This window comes from Pusillimonas noertemannii (genome assembly GCF_003096595.1).
Taxonomy (GTDB): Bacteria; Pseudomonadota; Gammaproteobacteria; order Burkholderiales; family Burkholderiaceae_B; genus Pusillimonas; species Pusillimonas noertemannii.
On sequence record NZ_QEKO01000011.1, the window covers coordinates 41,507 to 67,057 of the forward strand.

22 protein-coding genes and 1 pseudogene are annotated in these 25,551 nt (G+C 64.2%); 14 read left to right on the forward strand and 9 right to left on the reverse strand.

The window, feature by feature from the left end:
• Positions 1-194: 194 nt before the first annotated feature.
• From C7440_RS19155 to C7440_RS19175, 5 genes are all read left to right on the forward strand, one after another.
• On the forward strand, positions 195-677 hold the full coding sequence (locus tag C7440_RS19155; protein WP_116519607.1) for a type II secretion system protein N: 483 nt from the start codon (positions 195-197) through the stop codon (positions 675-677).
• Between the two features lie 346 nt (positions 678-1,023).
• A complete protein-coding gene (locus tag C7440_RS19160; RefSeq protein ID WP_165832653.1) occupies positions 1,024-2,004 on the forward strand; it encodes an ABC transporter substrate-binding protein in 981 nt (326 codons plus the stop codon).
• Positions 2,005-2,069: 65 nt separating this feature from the next.
• A complete protein-coding gene (locus tag C7440_RS19165; protein ID WP_243410982.1) occupies positions 2,070-2,807 on the forward strand; it encodes an ABC transporter permease in 738 nt (245 codons plus the stop codon).
• A complete protein-coding gene (locus C7440_RS19170) occupies positions 2,804-3,607 on the forward strand; it encodes an ABC transporter ATP-binding protein (RefSeq protein ID WP_116519610.1) in 804 nt (267 codons plus the stop codon). Before C7440_RS19165 ends, C7440_RS19170 begins: the two co-directional genes overlap by 4 nt.
• Before the next feature lie 29 nt (positions 3,608-3,636).
• On the forward strand, positions 3,637-4,581 hold the full coding sequence (locus tag C7440_RS19175; protein WP_243410983.1) for an ABC transporter substrate-binding protein: 945 nt from the start codon (positions 3,637-3,639) through the stop codon (positions 4,579-4,581).
• A gap of 109 nt (positions 4,582-4,690) precedes the next feature.
• Here C7440_RS19175 and C7440_RS19180 read toward each other — a convergent pair whose 3' ends face one another.
• From C7440_RS19180 to C7440_RS19195, 4 genes are all read right to left on the reverse strand, one after another.
• Entirely contained in the window at positions 4,691-5,359 is a 669-nt protein-coding gene (locus C7440_RS19180; RefSeq protein WP_243410984.1) for a prepilin peptidase, read from the reverse strand.
• 225 nt (positions 5,360-5,584) lie between these two features.
• Positions 5,585-6,745 carry a formylglycine-generating enzyme family protein gene (locus tag C7440_RS19185; RefSeq protein WP_051019223.1) on the reverse strand — a complete coding sequence of 387 codons (1,161 nt, stop codon included), beginning with the start codon at positions 6,743-6,745 and terminating at the stop codon, positions 5,585-5,587.
• Complete coding sequence (locus C7440_RS19190; protein WP_116519613.1) at positions 6,732-8,894, reverse strand: sulfatase-like hydrolase/transferase; 2,163 nt, start codon at positions 8,892-8,894, stop codon at positions 6,732-6,734. Before C7440_RS19190 ends, C7440_RS19185 begins: the two co-directional genes overlap by 14 nt.
• Positions 8,895-9,015: 121 nt before the next feature.
• The gene (locus C7440_RS19195) at positions 9,016-11,208 is read right to left on the reverse strand and encodes a sulfatase-like hydrolase/transferase (protein WP_116519614.1); all 2,193 of its coding nucleotides are present in this window, start codon (positions 11,206-11,208) and stop codon (positions 9,016-9,018) included.
• Positions 11,209-11,517: 309 nt separating this feature from the next.
• Here C7440_RS19195 and C7440_RS20335 point away from each other — a divergent pair.
• Positions 11,518-11,913: pseudogene (locus C7440_RS20335) on the forward strand (CopD family protein); the annotation flags it as partial.
• Positions 11,914-11,956: 43 nt separating this feature from the next.
• Here C7440_RS20335 and C7440_RS20145 read toward each other — a convergent pair.
• Positions 11,957-12,427 (reverse strand): DUF2231 domain-containing protein, encoded by a 471-nt coding sequence (locus tag C7440_RS20145; protein WP_017523564.1) that lies wholly within the window; start codon positions 12,425-12,427, stop codon positions 11,957-11,959.
• 40 nt (positions 12,428-12,467) lie between these two features.
• Here C7440_RS20145 and coxB point away from each other — a divergent pair, with 40 nt between their 5' ends.
• The 5 genes from coxB to azu all read left to right on the forward strand — a co-directional run bounded on the left by coxB (position 12,468) and on the right by azu (position 18,050).
• Positions 12,468-13,184: a cytochrome c oxidase subunit II gene (gene coxB / locus C7440_RS19210; RefSeq protein ID WP_157787545.1), complete on the forward strand. Its 717-nt coding sequence runs from the start codon at positions 12,468-12,470 to the stop codon at positions 13,182-13,184.
• A complete protein-coding gene (ctaD, locus tag C7440_RS19215; protein ID WP_116519615.1) occupies positions 13,181-15,658 on the forward strand; it encodes a cytochrome c oxidase subunit I in 2,478 nt (825 codons plus the stop codon). The genes coxB and ctaD overlap by 4 nt, the downstream gene beginning before the upstream one ends.
• Before the next feature lie 11 nt (positions 15,659-15,669).
• Positions 15,670-16,041: a hypothetical protein gene (locus C7440_RS19220; protein WP_017523567.1), complete on the forward strand. Its 372-nt coding sequence runs from the start codon at positions 15,670-15,672 to the stop codon at positions 16,039-16,041.
• A 163-nt stretch (positions 16,042-16,204) separates the two neighbouring features.
• Positions 16,205-17,377, forward strand: coding sequence for an ABC transporter substrate-binding protein (locus tag C7440_RS19225; RefSeq protein ID WP_017523568.1), 1,173 nt, complete (start codon positions 16,205-16,207; stop codon positions 17,375-17,377).
• A gap of 223 nt (positions 17,378-17,600) precedes the next feature.
• Positions 17,601-18,050, forward strand: a complete 450-nt coding sequence (gene azu / locus C7440_RS19230; protein ID WP_017523569.1) for an azurin — start codon at positions 17,601-17,603, stop codon at positions 18,048-18,050.
• A gap of 18 nt (positions 18,051-18,068) precedes the next feature.
• Here azu and C7440_RS19235 read toward each other — a convergent pair whose 3' ends face one another.
• Entirely contained in the window at positions 18,069-18,620 is a 552-nt protein-coding gene (locus C7440_RS19235; RefSeq protein WP_026067765.1) for an NADPH-dependent FMN reductase, read from the reverse strand.
• A gap of 362 nt (positions 18,621-18,982) precedes the next feature.
• On the opposite strand from C7440_RS19235, the gene C7440_RS19240 reads away from it, so the two are divergent.
• The 3 genes from C7440_RS19240 (at position 18,983) to C7440_RS19250 (ending at position 21,981) form a co-directional block, all read left to right on the forward strand.
• Positions 18,983-20,968 carry an acetoacetate--CoA ligase gene (locus tag C7440_RS19240; RefSeq protein WP_116519616.1) on the forward strand — a complete coding sequence of 662 codons (1,986 nt, stop codon included), beginning with the start codon at positions 18,983-18,985 and terminating at the stop codon, positions 20,966-20,968.
• Positions 20,969-21,056: 88 nt separating this feature from the next.
• A complete protein-coding gene (locus C7440_RS19245) occupies positions 21,057-21,479 on the forward strand; it encodes a MarR family winged helix-turn-helix transcriptional regulator (protein ID WP_017523572.1) in 423 nt (140 codons plus the stop codon).
• Positions 21,480-21,558: 79 nt separating this feature from the next.
• Positions 21,559-21,981 carry a universal stress protein gene (locus C7440_RS19250; RefSeq protein WP_017523573.1) on the forward strand — a complete coding sequence of 141 codons (423 nt, stop codon included), beginning with the start codon at positions 21,559-21,561 and terminating at the stop codon, positions 21,979-21,981.
• Between the two features lie 22 nt (positions 21,982-22,003).
• Here the strand turns inward: C7440_RS19250 and C7440_RS19255 are convergent, their stop codons facing one another.
• Genes C7440_RS19255 through C7440_RS19265 form a run of 3 tightly spaced genes read right to left on the reverse strand, consistent with a single transcriptional unit; the run spans position 22,004 to position 25,434 of the window.
• Positions 22,004-23,185 carry a PQQ-dependent sugar dehydrogenase gene (locus C7440_RS19255; RefSeq protein WP_116519617.1) on the reverse strand — a complete coding sequence of 394 codons (1,182 nt, stop codon included), beginning with the start codon at positions 23,183-23,185 and terminating at the stop codon, positions 22,004-22,006.
• A gap of 25 nt (positions 23,186-23,210) precedes the next feature.
• Complete coding sequence (locus C7440_RS19260) at positions 23,211-24,065, reverse strand: slipin family protein (RefSeq protein ID WP_017523575.1); 855 nt, start codon at positions 24,063-24,065, stop codon at positions 23,211-23,213.
• Between the two features lie 22 nt (positions 24,066-24,087).
• Positions 24,088-25,434 carry an NfeD family protein gene (locus C7440_RS19265; protein WP_116519630.1) on the reverse strand — a complete coding sequence of 449 codons (1,347 nt, stop codon included), beginning with the start codon at positions 25,432-25,434 and terminating at the stop codon, positions 24,088-24,090.
• Between the last annotated feature and the right edge of the window lie 117 nt (positions 25,435-25,551).

Here is a 25,551-nt window from a genome sequence, read left to right on the forward strand (position 1 = left end):
AATGATGAAACGGAGCGAGATTCATGAAAAATTCAAGAGAATCGAGCAATATAGAATCAGGCCTGATTTCAGGCTGAAAAGCGGGAGCCCAGGCAGGCAATACTAATTATTGATGCGCTCCGGCATTTTTTTTGGCATGATGACCGACGCTGACCGCCTGCTTCAGCCACAAGCCAACATCGTACGTATTGCCCATGCTCGCAAATAGAATCTCCCCACCTGACTGGATCATCTTGCGTGGCCCGCGCCTGGCCCAGGCTGCTGCCATGCTGGCCCTTGCGGCCGGCATCGGCCTGTGGGGCGCCCTGCTTCTGGCGCCCCGCCCCGCCGCGGCGCCGCCGGCGCTGGCCTCGGGCCCGGCGCCCGGCCAGGACACCGCCCCGGTCAGCAACTGGTTCGGCGGCGGCTCGGCCCGCTTGCGCGTAGCCGTGGTGGGCCTGATCGCCTCGGGCAAACAGGGCGCCGCCCTGCTCTCCATCAACGGCGGGCCCGCGCAGGCCTACCGCGTGGGCCAGCCCCTGGCCCAGGGCGTAACGTTGTCGGCGGTGCTGCCGCATGGCGTTTCCATCGACCAGGACGGCATTGTCGAAGACGTCTCCATGCCCAGCCTGCCCATGCCGCCGCAGGGTTTTGTTCCGGTCGCGCCCACAAGCGGTCCCGCGCCTATTCAAGGTTAAGGCCTCACCGACAAAACGAACAGAGCCACAACATCCGCAACCTGGGTGAATGCGAAGGCGACTTGAACGTCGATGATCGTATCGTCACGGATTTGGGGGCTGCGTGCCAGGCCGTTGCAGATCACGTCGATGCTTTACGGCCGTTGAAGTAACAAACGCGGGGCGCAATGCCTTCCCTTGGCGAGGCGCGCTTTATATCCTTATTCCAAATAATTTGTAGTTGTTATATCGACAAACTATTAATATTGTGGCAATGATGCCTTGGGCAAGGCGCCAGCGTCCTGGCCTGCATCGCAACAAGAAGCTTCCGAGACAAACTTTTCTACATAGAGCACATAGGGCGACCATGCGTACAGAAAGACTATTTTCCGGCCCCGTCAAAAAATTGCTGGCCTCTTCCTTCCTGCTTGTGGCCGCTGCCGTCATGGCGCTGGCCGCGTCTTCGGCGCACGCCCAGGCATTGCGTATTGCGGCATTCGGCCCCCTGAACAATGAGTCGATCGCCGTGGCCATCGCCCTGGACCAGGGCCTGTACAAGGAAGCCGGCATCGATGCCGAGCTCATCACCTTCAAGGGCGGCGCCCCGGCCGTGCAGGCGCTGGCCGGCAAGGCGGTGGACGTATGCATCTGTTCGCCCGAACACGTCATCAGGCTGACCAACCGCGGCCTGGACGCGCATGTGATCGTGCCCCTGTCCAACATCACCAGCTATGTGCTGTTCGGCCCCAAGGACAACGCGGCCAAGGACATTGCCGGCCTCAAGGGCAAGAAGATCGGCATCACCTCGCCCGGCAGCAAGACCGACGGCCTGGTTCGGCTGGCTTTGCAGCGTGCCGGGCTCGATCCGGACAAGGACGCCAGCATCGTGGGCATAGGCGGCTCGGCCAACAACCTGGCCGCCATCAAGGCCGGACATGTCGACGCCGGCATGGTCTCGGGCCTGGAAGTTCTGCTGGCGGAACAGCAGTTCACCACCGTGCACGACTGGCGCACGTCCAAGACCGCCAGCCTGGCCCTTATCGGCCTGGACAACTGGTCCAGCGCCAACCCCGAGCTGGTGCGCAAGTTCATTCAAACCACGCTGAAGGCCGCTGAAATCGCCGCGAACGACAAGACCAAGCGCGACAACGCCCTGCTCGAGTTCTATCCCAACATCGACGCCGAACTCATCCGCGGCAATTCCGACAGGCTGGTGGCCTCGGTGCTGACCCGCGCGCGCTTTACCGAAGAAGAGTTCGACACGCTGCAGTCCGACACACTGGCGCTCGAGCCCGACCTCAAGCCCATTTCCTACGACGCCTTCAATCCGGACTTTCTCGGTAAATGACGGGCGGCGCACGCAGGAAGGCGGCCAGGCCCGCCTTCCCGGGCACCACTAAAACCGCAGTCCGCTTGGCCATTGACAGGCTGGTTCTGCTGGCCGTGGTGCTTGCCGTATGGGAAGCCGCAGCGGTGTGGCTGATCGACCCGCTGTGGATAGGCCAGCCCAGCCTGGTGGCGGCCCGCCTGTGGCAGTTGGCGATTTCCGGCGAAATGTGGCGCCATGCCTGGACGACTCTGCTCGAGGCGGGCCTGGGCCTGCTGCTGGCCTTTGCCGTGGGGGTGCCCATAGGCATACTCATGGCGCGCTCAAAGTATGGCGCGGCAGTGGCCGAGCCCTACGTGATGGCGCTGTACAGCATGCCGCGCGTGGCCCTGGCGCCCCTGTTCATCATCTGGTTCGGCATCGACCTTTTCTCCAAGGTGATGATGGCGTTTTCCATCGTGGTGTTCATCTTCATCCTGAACATCCACGAAGGCCTGAAGACAGTGGACAAAGACATTGTCGACCTGTTCCGCACCATGCGCGCGCCCACGCCCTACCTGATACGCAAGGTGCTGGTTCCCTGGATAGAACCCTGGATCATCGCCTCGATGCGGCTGGCCATCGGCTCGGCCCTCATCGGCGCCATCGTGGGCGAATTGATCGGCTCCAGCCGTGGCCTGGGCTGGTACATTGAAAACAGCGCCGGCCGCCTCGACACCATCGGCGTGTTCGCCGGCCTGGTCGTGCTGGTCGCCATCGCGGCGCTGGCCAACGCGGGCGTGGGCTGGCTCGAGCGGCGCAGGCTCGGATGGAGGAACGCATGACCGCGGCAGCCACGGCACCCACGTCGGGCCACATCGCCTTCAAGGGCATACGGGTGCGCTTTCCGTCCTCGGCCGGCCACGACGTGCTGGTGATGGACGACTTCAACCTCGAGATTCCGGCCGGCCAGTTCGTGGCCATCGTGGGCCCCAGCGGCTGCGGCAAATCCACGCTGCTGCGCGTGCTGTCGGGCCTGGTGGACGCCGACGCGGGCACTGCGCTGATAGACGGCCTGACCGCCGAAGAAACCGCCGAGCGCATCGGCTTCATGTTTCAGCGCGACACCCTGCTGCCCTGGGCCTCGGTGCAGGACAACATCGCCATCGGCCTGGAGCTGGCGCATGCGCCGGCCGCCACGGCCAAAGAGCGCATCCGCGAGTTGATCGACTTCCTGAAACTGACGGGCTTCGAGCGCAACATGCCGCATCAGCTTTCGGGCGGCATGCGCCAGCGGGTTTCGCTGGGCCGCCTGCTGGCTTACGACCCCGACATCTTCCTGATGGACGAGCCTTTCGGGGCGCTCGACAGCCAGACCAAGGCGGTGATGGGACGCGAACTGCTGCGCATCTGGGAAAGGCACCAGCGCACCGTGCTGTTCGTCACCCACGACATCGAAGAGGCCGTCACGCTGTCCGACCGGGTGATCGTGCTTTCGCCCCGCCCCGGCACCATAAGGCTGGACCTTTCCATAGACCTGCCGCGGCCCCGCGATCCCAGGCTTCTACGCAAAGAACCGGCCTATATCGACTACGTCGACCGCATCTGGCGCGAGATCGACGCCGGCGCCCCTGTGCAAGACTAGGACCCGGTCAACACTAAGCGAGAAACGACATGAGCACACCCCAGGCAAGCATGGTCCTTGCCGTTCCAGACCTGATTTCCACCTCGTACTTTCCAACCGTCGCGGCGGTGCAGCTGGGCGTCTTCCAGGAAGAAGGCCTGGATGTAAGGCTCGAGCGCATCTCGCCGGTGGACCGCTGCATGGAGGCTTTGCGCGACGGCAGCATCCAGTTCGCCGCGGCGTCGGCCCACGCCCTGCCGGCGGCGTTTCCCGAGTGGAAAGGCGCGCGGCTGCTGGCGGCGCTGTCGCAGAACATGTATTGGTTCCTGGTGCTGCGCAAGAACCTGCAGGCAAAGAAAGGCGACATCTCGGCGGTAAAGGGCCTGCACATCGGCGCCGCGCCCTGGGTCGACGCGGGCCTGAAGAAGCTGTTGGCCGATGCCGGCATCGACGAAGAGCGCGACGGGGTGAAGATAGGCCCCGTTCCCGGCGCTTTTCTGGGCGACAACATGAATTTCGGCGTGGCCGCCGCCAAGGCACTTGAGGCGGGCCTGATCGACGGTTTCTGGGCCAACGGCATGGGGGCCGAAGTGGCGGTGCGCAGCGGCGCGGGCGACGTGGTGATCGATGCTCGGCGCGGCGACGGCCCGCCCCAGGCCAAAGGCTATACCTTTGCGGCCCTGGTGGCTTCAGACGCTTTTATCCAGGCGCAGCCCGAAGCGGCAGCGGCCGCAGTGCGCGCCCTGGTAAAAACTCAGCAAAGGCTGAAGGCCGACCCCGGCCTGGCGCCCAAGGCCACCCAGGGCATTTTCCCCGATGAGCAAACGGCGCTGATACAAGCATTGATCGTGCGAGACCTGCCCTTCTACTCGCCCGATATCTCGCGCCAGACCATTCAGAGCTTGAATGACTTCCAGACCGCAATGGGCCTGGTGGCCATGCCTATTGCCTACGAAGATGCGGTGGCAACGCAGTTTGCGCATCTGTGGTCTTAGCGTCCGGGGCGGCCCCGCGCGGCTGCGGGCACCGGCCTGCCAGGCCTGCCGTCCAGAATTGCCCGCAAATCGTCTGATGCAGCCCTACGCGTCTGCAGACGTACCCGGCCTATAAGCGCAGCAGCGCCACAATGCCGACCAAGGCCAGGTAGGGGCCGAAGCTGAATGCTTCGCCGGCCTGCATGCGCCCCGCCAGGCGGCGCAGCAGGGCCACAGCCAACGCCATCAGCGAGGCGATCAGCACGACCCACGGCAGCGACGCCCAGCCCAGCCAGGCGCCCAGGGCCGCCAGCAGCTTGAAGTCGCCGTTGCCCATGCCCTGCCGCCCCGTCAGCAACAGAAAGGCGCCGCAGAGGAGCCATAGCGCCATATAGCCCCCGGCTGCGCCCAGCACCGAGTCGGCCAGGGGCGAAAACGTGCCGCCCAGGTTTACAAGCAGGCCGAGCCACAACAGCGGCAAGGTCAGCAGGTCGGGCAGGAAGCCGGTTTCAGCGTCTATCCATGCCAGCGCCAGCAACCCTACGGCATACACGATGGCGGCTACGGCGGCCGGCGTGGCGCCGAAGCGCCAGGCGCACAGCAGGCCCAGCAACGGCCCCGCCGTCCAGAACAGCACGCGGTAGAAACGATGGGAAAGCGATGCCTGGGCAGGCAACTGCGGGTCGAGGCTGCGGGGCAGGCTGTAGGCCAGGCGGCCCAACGGCAGGCAAAGTGCCAAGGCAAAGGCCGCCCCGGCCAGCAGTGCGGCCCAGGGCTCAAGATTCAACGGCGTCCACATGATGGGCGGCTTTCCCGAACTGATTCGAAGTTTTTCATGGCTGAGGGCGGTATGCCCCATGCTTGTTGTGGGCGAGCGCCGCAACTGAAACCGCCGCCGACGCCACTTGGCCCGCCGGGACCCGCGGCAGCAAGAAGGTCGCAGCCCGGTCGGAAACGGCAGCATACCGTGTATGCACGCACTTCGGCCCTGATCGCAGCAACATTGTCCAGCCTGGCGGCTGGCCTACTTGGCGGTGTGCGCCGCCACCTGTGCCGTGGGCGCCGCTGCGTCCTTGACCAGGCGGAAGCCCACGTGCGACATGGGGCTGTAGGGGTCGGAGCCGCGCCGCGCGCTGGGCCGGTATGAAAGGCAATAGCTTTCGTTGCACAGGAAGGAGCCGCCCCGTATGACCCGCTTGGGCGCATCCAGTGGAACGCCGGGGTCGGAGGGGTCGAACGCTTGCGCCGGCCCTTGCGGATCGACGATGGGCGTCGTGGCCTTGGCCTGCTTGCTGAAGTAATCGGCGCCGTACCAGTCGGCCACCCATTGCCAGGCGTTGCCTGTCATGTCATACAGACCATAGCCGTTGGGCGGAAAGGTTTTTGCCGGCACCGTGCCTTCGGCTCCGCCGGCCTTGGGGCTGACCACGGGAAAGGTGCCCTGCTGCTTGCTGTCCCAATAGTTGGCCATGGGCTTGCCGTCCGGCGAAAGCTCGTCGCCCCAGACATAGGTGGCCTGTTCCAGCCCGCCGCGCGCCGCGTATTCCCATTCGGCCTCGGTGGGCAGGCGCTTGCCTGCCCATTTTGCGTAGGCCTGCACGTCTTCATAGCTGACCTGCACCACGGGATGGTCGCCCTTGCCCTCGATGGTGCTGCCCGGCCCCTGCGGGTGGCGCCAGTCGGCGCCCGGAACGTAGCGCCACCATTGCGAATAATCGCGCAGGTCGACGGGGCCGCTGGTGCCCACGAACACCATGGCGCCCGGCACCAGTACATCGTCGGGCGGCTTGGGAATGCCGGGCGGCAACTGCACGCGTATGGTCTCCCAGTCGGGCTTTTGCTCGGCGGTGGTGACATAGCCTGTCTGGCGCACGAACTCGGCGAATTCGTCGTTGGTGACGTGGGTTACGTCCATCCAGAATCCTTTCACGCTTACCGCATGAGCGGGCTTTTCGTTGGCCTGGGCCAGCTTGCTGTCGCTGCCCATCTGGAAGGAGCCGGGGGGTATCCAGGCCATGCCGCCGGGTGTGGTGACGCCATCGCCCAATACGACGACGGGTTCGGCCGGCACAGGCGGCGAAGACTTGTGCCAGGCCAGTGCCGCCGCGGCGCCGGCCGCAACCACAATCAAGGCGGCGCCACCCGCCAACAGCCACTTCCGGCGTGATGCTTTAGTAGATTGCATAAGTACGTTCGCAGGTCTTGCCCAGGTTGTTTTGAATGACGTCGCCGTCAATAGAATTGGTAAAGCCGTCTCGCGTGCCGCCCACAATGGCATCGTAGACGCTGGAGAGCCCCCACTGCTGTGCAATGCGAGCCCAGTTCTTGAGATCTTCGCCATCGACCACGCCGTCGATGTTGCCGTCGCCGGGGCAATGCGGCTCGGAAGCCATGATTTCGTCGAGTTTTGCCGCAAGTTCGTCATAAACCGCCAGCGTGCCCGCGTTCTTGGGCGGAAGCAGATTGCGATCGGGCGTATCGAGCAGCGGCACGGGCGCTGCCTGGTTGACCTGGAACAGTTCTTCAAACTGCTCTTGCTTGAAGTCGTCAGTGTCGGACAGGTATACCTGGCGGCTGCTGCGCACCAGCTTGTAGTCATCGTTGCGTATCGCCACAGATGTTTCGGCCAGGATGTCGATCACGGGCTTGTTGTGCTTGAACAGCGCCTGGTTCACCTCGGCGCAGCTTGCGTAGCCCTTGCCCCCGTTGTCGATGACGCCCGAATCGGGCTCGTAGCCTGGCCCCCACCACACGCCTTGCGTGTCTTCGCAGATATCCTTGCTCATGGGGATCTGGGTGCAGGTGCTGCTGACGACGCAGGGGCTGTTCTTGACGCCATTGGCCTGCTCGTTCAGGCCCGCCATGGCGAAGTTGATGCTGCGCAGGCTGGCCTGCCCCGGGTCGGTCAGGTAAGGCAGGATGCCCACCGAATCGAGGGTGCGGGGCACTTCTTTGTGCACGTCGATACCAGCCAGTTCGCCGAAGAACTGGAACAGATCGACGACGTTGACCATGTGATCCACCTCGCGGCCGGCCTGCTCTACCTGCGGCCCGGCGATGATGAGCGGGTCCCATACGCCGGTCTGGTAGGCCGTGCCCTTGGCCTGGTTGGGGATGAAGGGCTGTTTCACGGCGACGGCCAGCGTCCCGTTGTCGCCCACAATGACGATGACGGTGTTCGAGGCCTTGGGGTCGTAGTTCAGGCTGCCGTCTTCGTTGCGCGTGGCGATGCCGGTTTCAACCAACACCCGGCCAAACTCGCTGTCCAGCGCTTCGGTCATGCGGTTCTGTATAAGGCGGCCCTCGGCCGTGTTGCTGCAATCCAGCGCGTCGGAAGCAGGCAGCTGGTTGGCCAGCATTTGCCTGGGCGGCTGCTGCCAGGGCGTGTGGGCGGAACTGAAGCTGAGCGTGGCCATCCAGGGCTTGCCCGACGAACGCGAATTGATCCATTCAATGGCCGAGTCGGCCTCGATGCGCGCGCGATAGCCGCGCGACCGCGGGTCGGAAAGCGGCACCACTTCCACATCGCCGTTTTCAATAACGGTAAGCGGCGAGACATAGTGCGCGTTGGCCAGGTTGAACTTAAGCGGCACGGACGGCGTGCCGCAGCTGGCGTTGGGTACGAAGATGCCGCCCGAATCCACGCACTGCAGGCCGGGGGCATCTTCCTTGGCCGAGCTTTGCGTGATGACGGTACAACTTTCATCGGGCTGGTAGCAGGCGCCCGTGTCGGCCCCACCCTTTACGTTCTTGCCCGGTACAAAGCCGCACATATAGGTTTTTTCCGGGGCGACCCCGCCTGCCGTGGTGTCGATGGATTCGGGCAGACCGGCGATCCAGCCATAGAAGTAGTCCCAGCCCAGAACCGCCGGCATGGAGTTCTCTTGCTCGACGTTGTCGGGGCCGGCCAGGTGGAACTTGCCGAACAGGCCGTTTTCATAGCCCGCCTTCTTGAGCACCTGGGGTATGGCGGTTTCGTACGGCGAAAGCTGGGCGTTGGCCAAGTCGTTGGGCCCGATCGCCTGGTAGATGTGCGTTCGAAACGGATAGCGGCCCACGAACATGGCTGCGCGCCCCGGAGAGCACTCGGGCATGGACCAGGTGTTGCGAAAGCGTATGCCGGCCTCGGCCACGGCATCGATGTTGGGCATGTGGGGCGGCAGGTCGCCGCCATAGCCGAAGGACTTCATCTGGTCGATGCCGACGTCGTCCATGATGACGAACAGAATGTTGGGCGCCTTGGCGGTATCGTCAGAGCCACCGCTGCTGCCGCAGGCGGTAAGGGCCAAGGTGCAAAGGCTGGTCGCAAGCAAGGTGAACGCGGTCTTGGTCACTGCATCATCCTCCTGATGAATGCCCCGGCACGGTCGGCAAAGCCACAGCATGGGCCCCGCAAAAACCTCGGCAGGCCGCGAGGAAGGCCCGCCGGGGCGGGCGGGCCTAGGGGGTGCAGCATCAATAGATGCTGTACGTGCGGTCGCAGGTCTTGTTCAGATTGCTTTGTATGACCTGCTCGTCTTTGTTGTCGGTAAGCCCGTCGCGATATTCCGGGGTCGGGAAGTCGTACACGCTGGACTTGCCCCAGCTGAGCGCGATCTTGCCCCAGTTGGCAAGGTCTTGCGCATTGACGACGCCGTCTATATTGCCGTCGCCCGGGCAAGGCGGGTTCGATGCCAGCATGTCGTCAAGCTTGGCGCGCAGGTCTTTGCGAATGGCCTCGAGTTCGGGGTCGGACGTGGGCAGCAGGTCGCGGTCTGCGGTGTCGAGCAGCGGCACCGGTGCGGCCTGGTTCACCTCGAACAGCTCTTCGGTGATAACCGGTTTGTGCTCGCCGGAGGCCGGATCGTAGTCGACGCTGGTGTTGACCACCAGCTTGTAGCGCTCGTTGCGGATGGCCACGGTGGACTCGGGCACCAGTGTCAGCGTGGACTGGCCGTCTTTGTACAGCGCCTCGTTGACGTCGGCGCACGTCGGGTAGCCTTCTTCGGACGGGAAGGCAGGCAGGACCGAAGCGTCGTCGTAGCCCTTACCCCAGTAAATACCCAGGTTGTCTTCGCACACGCTCTTGGACGTGGGAATGACGGTGCAGGCCGTCGTCATCACGCAAGGACCGTTGCGGCCGCCGTTGGCCTGCTCGTTCAAGCCGCCCATGGTGAAGTTGATAGTGCGCAGGCTGCCCTGCCCGGGGTCGGTAAGATAAGGCAGGATGCCGACCGAATCGATGGTGTGCGGCACTTCTTCGTGGGCATCAAGGCCGGCCAGTTCGCCGAAGAACTGGAACAGGTCGACCATGTTGACCATATGATCGACCTCGCGGTCGGGCTGTGCCACTTGCGGCCCGGCGATGATGAGAGGGTCCCATACGCCGGTCTGGTAGGCGGTGCCCTTGGCACGGCTGGGGTCGAAAGGCAGCTTCACGGCGGTGGCCAGCGAGCCGTTGTCGCCCACAATGACAATGACGGTGTTCGAGGCCTTGGGGTCGTAGTTCAGGCTGCCGTCTTCGTTGTACTTGGCGATGCCGGTTTCGACCAGCAGGCGGCCGAACTCGGTGTCCATGGCTTCGATCATGCGGTCCTGGATAACGCGCACGCCCAGCGCGCTGTCTTCGTCGCCGTTGGTGCAGCTAAGCGCGTCAAGCGGGCTGGCGCCGCTTGGAAGCAACGGCACCAGGTCTTTGGGCGGTTGCTGCCAAGGCGTGTGCGCGGCGCTGTAGCTTACGGTGGCCATCCAGGGCTTGTCGGACGGACGGGCATTGATCCACTCGATGGCGGCGTTGGTCTCGATGGTGGTGCGATAGCCGCGGGCGCGCGGGTCATCGAGTTCGACCTTTTCAGTCTCGCCGTTCTCGATGATGACCAGGGGCGACACGTAATAGGCGTTCTCGCGATTGAAATTGGGCGTGAAGGTCGGCGTGCCGCAGGTGGTGTCGGGGTCGAAGACCCCGCCCGACGCGATGCACTGCAGGCCCGCCGCGTCTTCAAGAAGCGGATTGCTGGTGATGACCTTGCAGCTTCCGTCGGGCTGATAGCAGGCGCCGGTATTGGCGCCGAGGGGTTGGTGATCGCCGGGAACGAAACCGCACATATACGTGCCTTCTTTGGCATAGCCGCCGGCGGTGCTGTCATTGGACCCGGGCAGCCCGCCTATCCAGCCGTAGAAATAGTCCCACCCCAGCACGCTGGGCGTGGAGTTTTCAGCCTGGTTGTTCTCGGGGCCGCCCAGGTGGAACTTACCGAACATGCCGCTTTCGTAGCCCGCCTTCTTGAGCAGCTTGGGTGCGGTGACGTCGTACGGCGACAAATGAGAAGTTGCCAGGTCGTTGGGGCCTATAGCCTGGTTGATGCCGGTGCGCAGCGGATACCGGCCCACGAACATGGCCGCGCGGCCTGGAGAGCACTCGGGCATGGACCAGGTATTGCGAAAGCGCACGCCGGCATGGGCCACGGCGTTGATGTTGGGCAATATGGGGAACATCTTTCCGCCATAGCCGAAGACCTTCATCTGGTCGATGCCGACGTCGTCCATGATGACGAACAGAATATTGGGCCCCGCCGCCGTGTCGTTGCTCGACCCTCCTCCGCTGCCACAACCCGCAAGAGCAAGCGCGGCTAATCCCGCCGCAACCAAGGCTGGTTTTGTTCTTTTCAATTTTGTCTCCGGTAGGAAGGCGATACAGCTGTCGACCAGCCGCTCAAATTGCTAAGAAGGGTAACAGATATCGTTCATAGGGCGAAAGTTAATTTTCGGCGACACGGATGCTGCGCAGCAGCAAATTTGTCGGGCATCCGCAAGCGTAAATGAACACCTGCCGCGCCCCGGGCGACTCGGTGGAGACAGCTTGGTAGGGACAGGAACACCGATTGCTGGCGTCAAGCCCATTGACAAGAAATGCCGGCGCCGCCCCGAAGCAGTAAGTTGCGGGACGGCAGGCGGCCCGGCGCGAAGAATGGAGGCGGGATGGCCTGGATAAAGGCTTTGCACATCGTGGCGATTGTGTTCTGGAGCGCTTCGTTGATCTACCTGCCCATTCTGATGGCCGGCCACAGCCCCCGCCTGTCCGACCCCAGGTATTTGCGCTTGCACGGCATGGTGCGCAATCTGTATATATGGATCGCCTCGCCCTTCGCCCTTCTGGCCATCGCCAGCGGAACGGCCCTGATACCCCTGCGTGAAGTGACGGCCCCCTGGTTCGCCCTGAAGCTGCTTTTCGTGGCGGCGCTTGCCATCATCCATGCCCGTTGCGGCATCATCCTGGCCAAACAGAGCCACCGGGCCGAACGCGCCAACGCCTTGGTGCGCGTAATGCGCATCGTCCTGCCCATCGTGCTGTTTCCTTGCGTGCTGTGGCTGGTGCTGGCCAAGCCGCGCCTGGCGCCCTTGTCTGAACCGCCCGCGCTCAGGCTTCTTTCACACCGACCCGTTCTTCAAACACCAGCTTGCCGCCCAGCCAACCCGCCGCCGACACCAGCAGCAAGCCCAGAAAAGACAGGGCCATGCCCAATGGGTACAGCGCGGCGACCGGATCGGACAGTCGCATGAACCAGTTCAGGAAAGCGACCGAGAGCAGCATCACCGCCACCACGAAGTGGCTCCAGGCGGCCGCGCGGCGGCGGATTGAACGGATGATGAGCAGCTCGGCCGCGCCGATCAGGCCCGCGACCACCCCCATGAAGGTGCCGGCGCCCAATAGCCACAGCGATAGGCGGGCCCAGAAATCGTCGGCCGTGAACAGAAAGGCCAGGTCGGTGGCCAGTGCGGTAATGAGGAAGGCAATGGGAAAAGGCACGACCATGGGATGCATGGGATGGCTGCCCAGGGCCACGGCCGTGTGCGTCTGCTTGGGTTTGCGCCGCCAGAATGCCTTCATCGTTTTCGTCCTTTCGCGCTTCAGGAAGACGCGCCAGCAAATGGCATGCCTTGCCCGCGGGCATTCAACGCTGCGCCGTTGCTGGCTTGCAGCGACGGCCGCCATGCTGGCCGGATGCGACCGCACTCCCCTCTCGGCATTGAATCCCGCCAGCGAGCAGGCAGACCATATCGCCGACGTGTGGCAGGCCATGGCCTGGGGAAGCCTTTCCGTCCTGCTGATGATGCTGGCCCTGGTGTTCCTGGCGATACGCGCGCGCTCGAGCGGCCGGCCGGGACGCCGCCCGCTGTGGCTGCTGCTGGGCGGAGGGATTCTGTTTCCCCTTAGCGTGATGGCCGCGCTGCTCGCCTATGCCTACCTGGCTGCACCGGCGCAGGGCGCGCCGGCCTATCGCGTACAGGTGACGGGCCACAGATGGTGGTGGGAAGTACGCTATCCCCAGGCTTCGGGCGCGGCGCGCTATTCGATCAATGTGCTGCACGTGCCGCTAGGCGTCCCGGTGTCGATCGAGCTTACCGCCTCGGACGTGATACACAGCTTCTGGGTGCCCCGGCTGGGTGGCAAGATGGACGCGATCCCGGGCCGGATCAACACGCTGGTCTACACCCCCGGCGAAGCGGGCGTCTTCCGGGGCCAATGCGCCGAGTACTGCGGCACCGGCCATGCCGCCATGCCGTTTCAGGTGGTGGTGCACGACAAGGACGATCTTTCCGGCGTGCTTGCCTCGCTGCCCACCCGACGCCCGGTGTCTCCATGACGGAAGCGCCCGATACCCGAACCCTGCACGAAGCCCTGGACGCGCACTGGCGCTCGCCATCGGGATGGCGCGGCATGTCGGCGGTCAACCACACCGCCATGGGGCGGCGCTTCATGGCGGCGGCCCTGTGCTTCTTCCTGGTGGGCGGAGTGCTGGCCATGCTGATACGCGCACAGCTGGCCACTTCGCACAGCGGCTATCTGGACAGCGAACTGTACAGCCAGATATTCACCATGCACGGCACGGTGATGATGTTTCTGTTCGCCATTCCCATGCTGGAGGGATTCGCCTTCTACCTGCTGCCCAAGATGCTCGGGGCGCGCGACCTGGCGTTTCCACGGCTGGGCGCCTACGCCTGGTGGTGCTACCTGTTCGGCGGCCTGATACTGATGGCCGGCATGGCGCTGGGCCTGGCGCCCTCGAGCGGATGGTTCATGTACACGCCGCTGGCCGGCAGCCGGTACACGCCCGGCATCAACAGCGACATATGGCTGATAGGGGTTACCTTTGCCGAAATCTCGGCGCTGTGCGGAGCGGTCGAACTGATCGCCACCATACTCAAGATGCGGGCACCCGGCATGAGCCTGGCGCGCATGCCGGTGTTTGCCTGGTACATGCTGGTGACCGCGGGCATGATACTGGTCGGGTTCCCGCCCCTTATTCTGGGCAGCATATTGCTCGAGCTCGAGCGGGCCTTCGGCCTGCCCTTCTTCACGGTGGAGCTGGGCGGAGACAATCTGCTTTGGCAGCACCTGTTCTGGATGTTCGGCCACCCCGAGGTCTACATCATCTTCCTGCCCGCCGCCGGCATGGTGTCCACGCTCGTACCCACCTTTGCACGGCATCCCCTGGTGGGTCATGCCTGGGTGGTGAACGCGGTGGTGGCCATGGGTTTCCTCAGTTTCGGCCTATGGGTGCACCATATGTTCACCGTGGGCATCCCGCAGCTGAGCCTGGCGCTGTTCTCGGCGGCCAGCATGCTGGTGGCCCTGCCCACGGCCATCCAGTTCTTCGCGTGGATAGCCACGCTGTGGTCGGGCCGCGTGCGCCTGCGCCTGCCCATGCTGTACCTGGGGGGCTTTCTGGTGATCTTCGTGCTGGGCGGCCTGACCGGCGTGATGGTGGCGCTCGTTCCCTTCAATGTGCAGGTGCATGACACCCACTTCGTCGTCGCCCACATGCACTACGTGCTGATAGGCGGCGCGGTGTTCCCGCTGATGGCGGCCGCCTACTACTGGATGCCGCACCTGTCGGGACGCATGCCTTCGGCCCGCCTGGGGTCGGCCGCGTTCTGGTTCGTCTTCATTGGATTCAACCTTACGTTCCTGCCCATGCACCTGACCGGCCTGCTGGGCATGCCGCGACGCATCTTCACCTATGCGGCCGATACGGGCTGGGACACCCTGAACCTGCTCAGCAGCCTGGGCGGCTTCATCCAGGCCATCGGTTTCGGTCTCTTCCTCATCGACATCGTCCTGCATGCGCGCAAGGGCGGCGGGGCGCGGCGCAACCCCTGGCAGGCGGGCACGCTGGAGTGGGCCATGCCCATGCCGCCGCCCTCGTACAACTTCGCAAGCATTCCGGACGTCGGCAGCCGCTACCCCCTTTGGGAAGATCCGGCGTTGGGCGATAAGATCGAAGAAGGCCGCCTGTGGCTGGCGGCCTGTCCGCCGCCCACCCGGCAGACCCTGAGTGTGGACGTGGTCACCGGCGAGCCGCGCAGCGTGATCCACCTGCCCGGCCCCACCTGGATGCCCTTGTACGCCGGCATTGCGACCGGCGCCTTCTTTCTGGCCGTGCTGCTCAAGGCCTACGCGGCGGCGCTGGCGGCCGCAGCCATCGCCGTGCTGCTCTTTGCCTGCTGGGTGTGGCAACTGGCCCCGAAAGGCCGGCCGCCGCGCGTGGACGCCAGCCCCGGCGTCGACTTGCCGGGCCACTGGGCCGCCGGCGGTTCGCCCGGATGGTGGGGCATGGCCTGTACGCTGGCGGCCAATGCGACCTTGCTGGCCTCGCTGGTCTTCGGCAGCCTGTTCCTGAGCCTGTACGCGCCCAACTGGCCGCCGCCGAAATGGCTCGAGCCCGCGCCCTGGGCGGTGGCAACGCTGGGCATCGCCCTGGCCGGGCTCGTTGCCGCCGCGCTGGCCGGGCCCGCGCGCAACCGGGCGGCGGCCTTGCAGACGGCGGCTGCCGCATGCGCCGCGACGGCGCTGGGCATTATTGTTTTGCTGGTCCGCCAGCTGGGCTCGCCCGGCCAGCACGCCTATCTGGCGCTGATGCTGGTGGTTCTGGTCTATATGGCCATTCATCTGGGCGTTGCGCTGCTCATGTGCCTGTATGCCTTGTGCCGCCGTGCCGTGCACCCGGCTGCGATATGCGACGAGGAGCTGCGGGTCCAGGCGCTGTGGTCCGGCTATACAGGCCTGAGCGGCCTGGCCCTGCTGGGCCTGATGCTTTTCTTGCCGGGGTCGCCATGAGGAGCCCGCAGATGCACGGCTGGAAATCGGGCATGCCGCGTACACCCGGCGTCTGGCGCGTCATGGCGGGCTTCATCGTCTGGGCGCTCGCCTTCGTGGTGCTGTACGTGGGCCATGCGCTAGGCTGCCTGTACGTGCCGTCGACATTGACGCCCGCCAGTCTCACAATGCTCCTGACGGCGTTGTGGGCCCTGCACTTGGCGGCATGTGCCGTGCTGACCCAGCGCAGCGGCCGGCGTAGCTGCGGCATGCGGCGCGAAGGCAACGGTACCGTGCAGGCGCGCTTCATGTGGCGCGCCACCTTCCTGACCGATGCGCTCGCCCTGCTTGCCGTGCTGGTCACCGGTCTGCCCCTTCTGGCCTTCCCCGTCTGTCAGGCGTGAGCTCCGCCGCAATCGCGTATGGGATGGTTAACCCGAAGTTGTAACCAAAATTCTTGACCGCCTATTTTTAACGGCGTAGAGTCGCTGCTGGCGTCCGGATTTGAATACGGACGAGCACCATCACCAGGGCCCAAGGGCCACAAGTTGCAATCCAGGAGGAAGCATGAATAAAAAGTTGACGCTCGCAGCGGCCATTGCCGCCGGTTCGATGGCGATGTTCGCCGTCCCCGCGCAAGCCGACATCAACGTGGGCATTTCCCTGTCCACCACGGGCCCGGCCGCCGCACTCGGCATCCCTGAAAAGAACACGGTGCCCCTGCTGCCCGACACCATTGCCGGTGAAAAAGTCAACTACATCGTTCTCGACGACGCGACCGACGCCACCCAGGCTGGCCGCAATGCGCGCAAGCTGGTGGCCGAAGACAAGGTGGACATCTTGCTGGGCTCTTCCTCCACGCCACCCAGCGCCGCCATGGCCGAGATCGCCAACGAATCGCAAACACCGCAGATCACCGTCGCGCCGGTCGAACTGCCCGAAGACAAGAACAAATGGGTGTTCCGCGCGCCCCAGCATTACGACGTGATGGCCGACGGCCTGATCTCGCACATGAAGGCCACCGGCGTCAAGACCCTGGGCTTCATCGGCTACACCGACGCCTATGGCGAAAGCTGGCTTACCGCCATGAAGAAAGCCACCGAAGCCGCCGGCATCAAGCTTACGGCCGTCGAGCGCTTCAACCGCACCGACACCAGCGTCACCGGCCAGGCCGTCAAGATCGTGGCCGCCAAGCCCGACGCCGTGCTGGTGGTCGCCTCGGGTACCCCATCGGTGCTGCCGCAGGTTACCTTGCAAGACCGCGGCTTCAAGGGCCAGATCTATCAAACCCACGGCACGGCCACCAAAGAGTTCATGCGCGTGGGTGGCAAGGCGGTTGAAGGCACCATCCTGCCCGTGGGTCCGGTGGTGGTGGCCCAGCAACTGCCCGACAGCAACCCGTCCAAGAAGCTGGGCCTCGACTACACCGAACGCTACGAAGCCAAGTACGGCGAAGGCTCGTTGTCCGCATTCGGCGCCCAGTTCTATGATGCCTTCCTGCTGTTCCAGAACGCCGTGCCCGAGGCACTCAAGGCCGGCAAGCCCGGTACGCCCGAGTTCCGCGCCGCCCTGCGCGACGCCATCGAGAACTCCAAAGAGGTCGTCGCCACCCATGGCGTGTACAACATGACCCCCACCGACCACTTCGGCATGGACGAGCGCGCCCGCGTGCTCATCACCGTCAAGGACGGAGACTGGGCGCTCATCGACATGGACGCCCTCAAGAATAAAAAGCAATAAGCCGCCATCAACGGCAACAGCGCGTCGGGACGGCGCGCTTCCAAGGGCTTTTCCAACGGGTCCTTGCCTGGGCCCGCCTCTTCGAGGCGGGCTTTTTACATTCTGTTTGATCAGGGTCAATAAGACGCCGCGCGCCTGAGAGTAGAATGGGTCTGTCGATGGCGCGGCCAGCAATGCGCAGCGCATGCGCCAGCCAGTTTCTTACTGTTCAACGGAGCCTGATATGTTTGCCAAACTTGCCCTTGCCGCCCTGCTTTCCGCCGCCGCGCTGCCCGCCATGGCCGCCGACTGCGAAACCACCATCGAAGGCAACGACGCAATGCAGTTCAACGTGAAAGAAATCACGGTCGACAAGTCCTGCGAAAAATACACGGTGCACCTCAAGCACGTGGGCAAGCTGCCCGTGGCCGCCATGGGCCACAACTGGGTGCTGACCAAACAGGCCGACATGCAGGCCACCGCCACCGACGGCATGGCCGCCGGCGCCGATCACGACTACATCAGGCCCAACGACGAGCGTGTCATCGCCCACACCGACCTTGTCGGCGGCGGTGAAGAATCCTCGGTCACCTTCGACGTCAGCAAGCTCAGCGCCGGCGAAGAATACGCCTACTTCTGCTCCTTCCCCGGCCACTGGGCCATCATGAAGGGCACGCTCAAGCTGGCCGGCTAAGCAGCGGGGCTTTCTGCCTCAGGCGAATTTCGCCACCCAGGCGGCGTAGCGATCGAGCCACCCTTGCAGGAACATACGCAAGGGCTCGTCGCTGACGCCGCCCTTGCTATCAAACACCCCATCATGAACCTGCACAAAGGCCTCGGGCTGGGCCAGAGTGGGCATGTCCAGTGAAGCCAGCACATTGCGCAAATGCTGCTGCGACAACGCAGAACCCATGGCGCCGGGGCTGGCGCCCACAATGCCCGCGGGCTTCCCTTCCCATGCGCTGTCGCCGAACGGCCTGGAGCCGTGATCGATGGCGTTCTTCAGCACTCCCGGAATCGAACGGTTGTATTCGGGCGTGACAAACAGAACACCGTCGGCCGAACGTACTTCCTGCTTCATGCGGCGCACCGGTTCGCGCTGGTTCTCATCTTCATCCTGGTTGTAAAGCGGCAGATCGTCGATGCGCACAAAGCGAAAGTCCAACTGAGCAGGCGCCATGGAGACAATGACGTCGGCGAGCTTTTTGTTCCAGGATGCTTTGCGCAAACTGCCGACCATGACGGCGATGCGGTATGGGTTCATGCCTTTCCTCGTGCGGATGAAAAACATGTTCCAGCAAGCGGCACGCCTGGTCGGCCAGGGGCAGCATGTCCGCCTTCCGCTTGATGGTTCAAGGGAATTTCTTGCACGCCTGTTTTATCCACAAAGTCTGTGCATAACCTTGCGAATAAGTCACGGACCAGACACCGAACTGCAATAAAAGAGGCGCTTTGAGGTTCAATGGACAAAACAAGCGCAGTTTGTAACGCGCCGCCCGACTCCCCCCCACCGGGTTATAAAGAATTCCGCTGCCGGCTCTGGTTAACCCTAGCCCCTTGCACTGCTATTTTGACAATTGCTTATGTATCATAATGAGTTGGCAAAATAGAGGAAAAGTACAGGCCATGGCCATCGAACAAGGCGAAACATTATGGAGCCCCACGGCTGGGCAAGTCGAGGAAACGCGGCTGGCGCAATTCATGGAACACGTGGCGCAACGCCACGGCAAGCGCTTCGAAGACTATGAGTCGCTGTGGCAATGGTCGGTCGACGAACTCGAGACCTTCTGGGGCACGGTCCTGCAGTTTTTCCAGGTCGAGGCCGACGGCGATCCAGCCATAGTACTGGCCGACTCGCGCATGCCCGGCGCAAAATGGTTTCCGGGCCTGCGGCTCAATTACGCCGAACATGTGTTCCGCAACGCCGATCCTTCGCGGCCGGCCCTGATAGCGCGCAGCGAAGACAGCGAACCCCGCCTCGTATCGTGGCGCGAACTGCACGAAGCCACCGGCGCATTGGCTCACTGGTTGCGCGAAGCGGGCGTGGGTCCGGGCGACCGCGTGGTTTCCTACATGCCCAACCGGCCCGAGACAGTCATCGCCTTCCTGGCCTGCGCCAGCTTGGGTGCAATCTGGTCCAGTTGCTCGCCCGAGATGGGCGTGTCGGTGGTGGTCGACCGCTTCCAGCAGATCGAACCCAAGATCATGTTTGCGGTCGACAGCTACCGCTACAATGGCAAGGTGCACGAACGCGGCGGCATCGTATCCGAGCTGCTTGAAAAGCTTCCCTCCATCGAGCGGGTGGTCCATGTGGCCGGGCCCGCGGCCGCCAGCCTGCCGAACTGGCCCAGCTGCGTGTCGTGGCAGCAGGCCATCGCGTACGATGCGCCCCTGGCCTATGCCCGCCTGCCCTTCGATCATCCGCTCTGGATCGTCTATTCTTCAGGCACCACGGGTATCCCAAAGGCCATGGTGCATGGCCACGGCGGCATCGTGCTGACTCATCTCAAGACCATGCAACTGCAGCACGACGTCCGCGCCGGCGACCGCTTCATGTTTTTGGGAAGCACCGGCTGGATAGTATGGAACCTGATGGTGGGCGGCCTGCTGTCGGGCGCCACGGTGGTGCTCTACGATGGCAACCCCTCTTATCCCGACACGCAATCGCTGTGGCGCTTCATCGATGAGCATGCCGTCACGCATTTCGGCTGCGGCGCCGCATTCCTGGTGCAGTGCAAGAAAGACGGCCTGCAGCCGGGCCGGCAGGCGAGCTTCAAGGCCTTGCGGGCCATCAACTCTACCGGCTCTCCCTTGCCCCTGGACGCCTATGAATGGGTCTACGACGAGGTCAAGCGCGACCTGTGGCTGGCTTCCATCAGCGGCGGCACCGACATCGCCTCGGGCTTCGTTGCCTGCGCACCCACGCTGCCCGTCACGGCCGGCGAGATCCAGTGCCGCGAGCTGGGCGTGGCCGCGTATGCCTTCAACGACGATGGCCGGCCCGTCGTCGATGAAGTGGGCGAACTGGTCATTACCAAGCCCATGCCCTCGATGCCGCTGTATTTCTGGAACGACCCGGGCGACAAGCGCTATATCGAAAGCTATTTCGAGACCTTCTCCGGGTGCTGGCGCCATGGCGACTGGATACGTTTCAGCCCCGCGGGCACGGCGGTGATCTACGGCCGCTCCGACACCACCATCAACCGCTACGGCATACGCATGGGCACCGCCGAGATATATCGCGTGGTCGAGGAACTGCCCGAAATACGCGACAGCATGGTAGTCGATCTGGAATATTTGGGCCGCCCTTCTTACATGCCTTTGTTCGTCGTGCTGGCTCAGGGCGTCGAATTGGACGAAACGCTGATCGCCCGCATCAAAGAACAGATCCGGACCAAGGCCTCGGCGCGCCACGTGCCCAACGAGGTGCTGGCGGCGCCACAGATTCCGCGCACCCTTAGCGGAAAGAAAATGGAGTTGCCCGTGCGCAAATTGCTGCTGGGCGCAAGCGTCGACAAAGTGGCCAGCCCCGACGCCATGGCCAATCCGCAAAGCATGGCCTGGTTCGTCGACTTCGCCCGGCGTCTGAATACGGCGCCGGCAGAGTCCTGAGATGGCTTCCCCAGCCGCATCCCCAGCCCCCAGCAAGGCAAAGCCCGGCCGCGGTCGCTCGCGGGACACAGCGCTGCAGCCGCCCCTCATGCATCAACTCATCGGCTACCATTGCCGGCGGGCATTCCTGCAGGTGGAGCCTTTTTCCGATCCCCGCATGGCGTCCTTTGCCTTGCGGCCGGCCGACTTTGCCGTATTGAGCCTGCTAAGCGCCAACCCGGGCATCAGCCAGAAACAGGTGGCGCAGGGCATAGGCGTGGCGCCGCCCAACCTGGCGCCCGTGCTTGAACGGCTCGAGGCGCGCAAGCTGCTTGCCCGCCAGCGCAGTCAGAGCGACGGACGCATACAGTCGTTTTCGCTCACCGCCGAAGGCCAGCAGCTCTGCGCACGCGCCGAAGAGACGGCGCTGCGCATCGAAGGCGAAGCCGCCGGCGCGCTTTCCGGCGACGAGCGCAAGACGCTTTTGCATCTGCTGCGCAAACTTTACGCGGCGCAAGACGGCGTGGCCTGACCCGATTGGTTTAAGATAGGCAGATCGGTCACCGTCCCTGTCGCGGGGCGCGGATTCAATCATTCCAATAGGCTCACGCATGAACATTCTGGTTCCCATAGACGGCTCGGAAACCTCGCTGAACGCCCTCAAGGCCGCCCTTTCCATGGCGGGCGAGCGCAGCGATATCGGGCTGCGGGTCGTCACCATTCAGGCGCCCATCGCCTCGGGCAACGTCAAGCGCTTCATTTCGGCCGAGATCCTCGACGAGTACTATCAGGACGAAGGCAACAAGGCGCTGGCCGGCGCTCGCGAACTGCTGGACGGCTCGCCCGCCGAAGCCAGCTTCGAAGTGCTGGTGGGGCCCGTGGCCGAAACCATCGTCGACTACGCCAGGCAGCACGATTGCGGCCACATCGTCATGGGCACCCGCGGCCTGGGGCGCATCTCGGGCCTGTTGCTCGGCTCGGTGGCCACCAAGGTGCTCAGCCTTACCGAAGTGCCGGTTACGCTGGTCAAGTAGGCGTCGGCACGCAGCCCACTCCTCAGGGCTGCAATCCCACCTTCAACAGGCGGCCGTCACGTTCGTCGGTAAGCACATACACGTAGCCGTCGGGCCCTACCCTGACATCGCGTATGCGCGCGCCTATTTCCTTCAGCATGCGCTCTTCGTGCGTAACGCGATCGCCGTCGAGTTCCAGCCGTATCAGGTTGCGATCGACCAGAGAACCTATGAAAAGCGAATGCCGCCACGGCGCGAAGCGCTGGGCGTCATAGAAGGCCATGCCGCTGACGCCGGGCGACTTTTCCCATACATAGTGCGGCGGCTCTGTGCCTTCCACCGCTTCGCCCTTGGCCTCGGGTATGGGCAGGCCCGAGTAATTGATGCCATGGGTGGCCAGCGGCCAGCCGTAGTTCTTGCCGGCCTGGGGAATATTGATTTCGTCGCCGCCGCGAGGCCCGTGCTCGTGTGTCCACAGCTTGCCGCTCCAGGGGTTCAGGGCGGCGCCTTGCTGGTTGCGATGGCCGTATGACCAGATGGCGGGTACAGCGCCCTCGCGGTCCACGAAGGGGTTGTCTTTCGGCACGCCGCCATCGGGCAGCAGGCGCACGATCTTGCCCTGCAATTTGCTTAGATCTTGGGCGGTGGGCCTTTGGTTGTTCTCGCCCAGGGCGACGAACAAATGCCCCCCGCCGTCGAACACCAGCCTTGAACCGAAGTGCACGCCGCTGGACAATTTGGGCTCTTGCCTGAAAATCACCTTGAAGTCTTCGAGGCGGCGCATGTCTTTGGAAAGCGTGCCGTAGCCCACCGCCGTGCCGGCCGGGCCTTCGCCGGGATTACGCGGCGAACCCTCGGCGTACGACAGGTAGACGCGCCGCGAGCGGGCGAAGTCAGGCGGCAGCGCAACATCGAGCAAACCGCCCTGCCCTTGTGCAAAGACCCGCGGCACGCCCTCGATGGCGGGCGACAGGCCGTTTTCTTGCGTCCACAGGCGCAAGCGCCCCGGCCTTTCGGTAATGAGCATGCCCTGGCCTTCGGGAAGAAAGGCCAATGCCCAGGGGTTTTCAAGGCCCTGGTATAGCGTGGCGACTTCAAGCGTGCCTTCTTCGCTGGCATAGGTGGCGGCTTGCGCCTGGGCGGGTTCCTGCGCCGCGGCCGCCAGCAGCCCGGCGGCCAGCAGTGCGCCGATCAGCGCGGCTCGTGCTTTGTGGCCCAATATCATGCATGCCCCTTGGTCAAGACGTGGCTCAAGCCACCGGATCGATGCGGCGCGGAAGGTCGGGGTCCGCCGGTGGCGCGGCGGGCGGCGCGGACGGAACAACGGGCGCGAAGCCCTTGCCCGACTTTTCGAAGAAGCCTGCCAGCATGTCCACCGGCACCGGGAAGACGAGGGTGGAGGTTTTGTCGCCCGCCACCTGGGTAAGTGTCTGGAGATAGCGCAGCTGCATCGCCGAAGGCTGCTCGGCCAGGGTTCGCGCCGCTTCCATCAGCGCCTGGGCCGCCTGCTTCTCGCCTTCGGCGTGGATGACCTTGGCGCGCCGCTCGCGCTCGGCCTCGGCCTGGCGGGCAATGGCGCGCACCATGCTTTCGTTCAGGTCGATGTGCTTGATCTCTACGTTGGTAACCTTGATGCCCCAGCCATCGGTCTGCTGGTCGAGTATGGCCTGGATGTCCTGATTGAGCTTCTCGCGCTCGGACAGCATGTCGTCGAGGTCGTGCTTGCCCAACACGGCCCGCAAGGTGGTCTGCGCCAGCTGGCTGGTGGCGTCGAGATAGCGCTCGACCTGGATGATGGCCTTGTCGGGCGCCACCACGCGGAAATAGATCACCGCATTCACGCTGACGGACACGTTGTCGCGCGAGATGACGTCCTGGCTTGGGACGTCCATGGTGACCACCCGCAGGTCGACGCGCACCATCTGCTGCAGGCCAGGTATGACGATGACCAGGCCCGGGCCCTTGACGGCGGTGAAGCGACCCAATGTGAAGATGACGCCGCGCTGGTATTCGCGCAGGATCTTCAGGGTATTGACCAGGATCACCACGATGACGACCAGCAGGATCAGCAGGCCGAAGTTGAGGTCAAAATCGATGAAGTACATGAGTGCCTTCCTTGATGAGCGGTTAGGAATTGTTTGAAGCGGGGTTGGCGGGCTCGGGGCCCGCCGGGTCTACCCCCAGGGTCAGGCCTTCCATCGACCTGACGCGCACATGCTGCCCCGGCCGCAGCGGCTGGCTGCTGCACACCTTCCAGCGCTCGCCCAGCACGTCAGCATATGCCATACCGTCTTCGACGTGGGTGACGATCCCCGGCTGCCCTATCATGTATTCGGCGCCGCTGACGACGCGGCTGCGATAAGAGCGCAGGGCAAGCCGGCCGATGACCAGCAGCACGGCCACGCTGAACAGTGCCGAGCCGATGAGGAAAGGCAGGCCGAGCTCAAAGCCGGGCACTTCGCCATCGGTAAGAAAGATGCCGCCCAGCACGAAGGCCACGACCCCGCCCGCGCCGGCTATGCCGAAACTGGGCAGGAACACCTCGGCCACCATCAGGCTCAGGCCCAGGAAGATCAGGCCGACTCCGGCCCAGTTCACCGGCAGCAGCTGGAAGGCATAGAACGCCAGCATCAGGCTGATGAGGCCGGCGATGCCGGGCCCCGCAAGCCCCGGGCTGGTGACCTCGTAGAACAGCCCATAGACCCCGATCATCATCAAGATGACCGCCACCTGCGGGTTGGCGATAAGAAGCAGCAGCCTGGTGCGCCAGTCGGGCTGTATCTGCTCGGCCGTTGCGCTGGCCGTGGCCAGGCTGACCGAGCGGCCGTTCTCGAGCTTGACCTGCCGGCCGTCCAGCTTCTGAAGCAGGTCGGGAAGATCGGCGGCGACAAGGTCGATGACCCCGCCTTCCAGCGCCTCTTGGGCCGACATGCTGGCGGCATCGAGCACGGCCTGTTCGGCGAACTGCTTATCGCGGCCGCGCAGCTGGGCGAGGCTGCGTATATAGGCCGCCGCATCGTTGCGCGCCTTGCGCCCGGACGCATCCGCGGGGTCGCCATCCTTGGCGTCGTCCTTGGACCCGGCCTTCGGCGGCGACGTGCCGCCTATCTGCACGGGCGTGGCGGCGCCGATATTGCTGGCGGGCGCCATGGCGGCGATATGGCTGGCATACAGTATGAAGGTTCCCGCGCTGGCCGCCCGCGCACCCGCGGGCGCCACGAAGGTGGCCACGGGCACGGGCACGGGCGAGGCCAGTATGGCCTTGACGATGCTGCGCATCGAGGCGTCGAGCCCGCCTGGCGTGTCCAGGGTGATGACGACCAACTGGGCCTGCTGCGATGCCGCGCTGTCGATGCCGCGCACGATGAAGTCGGAAGATGCCGGGCTGATGACGCCGTCGAGCTGCAGCTCGACGACTTTCGCATTGCTTTGCGCAAGAATGGGCAAGGCGGCGCAAAGCAGCGCAGCGGCCATGGCCAAGCAGAAAAACAGAATGCGGCCCCGGCCAGGAAGCCGATGCCTGCCTATTGCAACAGCCCCCGCCTGCGCGCCGAGGCCTTCTTCCCAGGCAGACCTTGCTTGTCTTGAGAA

What these genes read in the sequence shown, in the direction of transcription:
- C7440_RS19155 (WP_116519607.1), top strand. Translation starts at nt 195, where the DNA reads ATGCTCGCAAATAGAATCTCCCCACCTGACTGGATCATCTTGCGTGGC.
- C7440_RS19160 (WP_165832653.1), top strand. Translation starts at nt 1,024, where the DNA reads ATGCGTACAGAAAGACTATTTTCCGGCCCCGTCAAAAAATTGCTGGCC.
- C7440_RS19170 (WP_116519610.1), top strand. Translation starts at nt 2,804, where the DNA reads ATGACCGCGGCAGCCACGGCACCCACGTCGGGCCACATCGCCTTCAAG.
- C7440_RS19175 (WP_243410983.1), top strand. Translation starts at nt 3,637, where the DNA reads ATGAGCACACCCCAGGCAAGCATGGTCCTTGCCGTTCCAGACCTGATT.
- C7440_RS19180 (WP_243410984.1), bottom strand. Translation starts at nt 5,359, where the DNA reads ATGTGGACGCCGTTGAATCTTGAGCCCTGGGCCGCACTGCTGGCCGGG.
- C7440_RS19185 (WP_051019223.1), bottom strand. Translation starts at nt 6,745, where the DNA reads ATGCAATCTACTAAAGCATCACGCCGGAAGTGGCTGTTGGCGGGTGGC.
- C7440_RS20145 (WP_017523564.1), bottom strand. Translation starts at nt 12,427, where the DNA reads ATGAAGGCATTCTGGCGGCGCAAACCCAAGCAGACGCACACGGCCGTG.
- coxB (WP_157787545.1), top strand. Translation starts at nt 12,468, where the DNA reads ATGGCATGCCTTGCCCGCGGGCATTCAACGCTGCGCCGTTGCTGGCTT.
- ctaD (WP_116519615.1), top strand. Translation starts at nt 13,181, where the DNA reads ATGACGGAAGCGCCCGATACCCGAACCCTGCACGAAGCCCTGGACGCG.
- C7440_RS19220 (WP_017523567.1), top strand. Translation starts at nt 15,670, where the DNA reads ATGCACGGCTGGAAATCGGGCATGCCGCGTACACCCGGCGTCTGGCGC.
- C7440_RS19225 (WP_017523568.1), top strand. Translation starts at nt 16,205, where the DNA reads ATGAATAAAAAGTTGACGCTCGCAGCGGCCATTGCCGCCGGTTCGATG.
- azu (WP_017523569.1), top strand. Translation starts at nt 17,601, where the DNA reads ATGTTTGCCAAACTTGCCCTTGCCGCCCTGCTTTCCGCCGCCGCGCTG.
- C7440_RS19235 (WP_026067765.1), bottom strand. Translation starts at nt 18,620, where the DNA reads ATGAACCCATACCGCATCGCCGTCATGGTCGGCAGTTTGCGCAAAGCA.
- C7440_RS19240 (WP_116519616.1), top strand. Translation starts at nt 18,983, where the DNA reads ATGGCCATCGAACAAGGCGAAACATTATGGAGCCCCACGGCTGGGCAA.
- C7440_RS19245 (WP_017523572.1), top strand. Translation starts at nt 21,057, where the DNA reads ATGCATCAACTCATCGGCTACCATTGCCGGCGGGCATTCCTGCAGGTG.
- C7440_RS19250 (WP_017523573.1), top strand. Translation starts at nt 21,559, where the DNA reads ATGAACATTCTGGTTCCCATAGACGGCTCGGAAACCTCGCTGAACGCC.
- C7440_RS19255 (WP_116519617.1), bottom strand. Translation starts at nt 23,185, where the DNA reads ATGATATTGGGCCACAAAGCACGAGCCGCGCTGATCGGCGCACTGCTG.
- C7440_RS19260 (WP_017523575.1), bottom strand. Translation starts at nt 24,065, where the DNA reads ATGTACTTCATCGATTTTGACCTCAACTTCGGCCTGCTGATCCTGCTG.
- C7440_RS19265 (WP_116519630.1), bottom strand. Translation starts at nt 25,434, where the DNA reads ATGGCCGCTGCGCTGCTTTGCGCCGCCTTGCCCATTCTTGCGCAAAGC.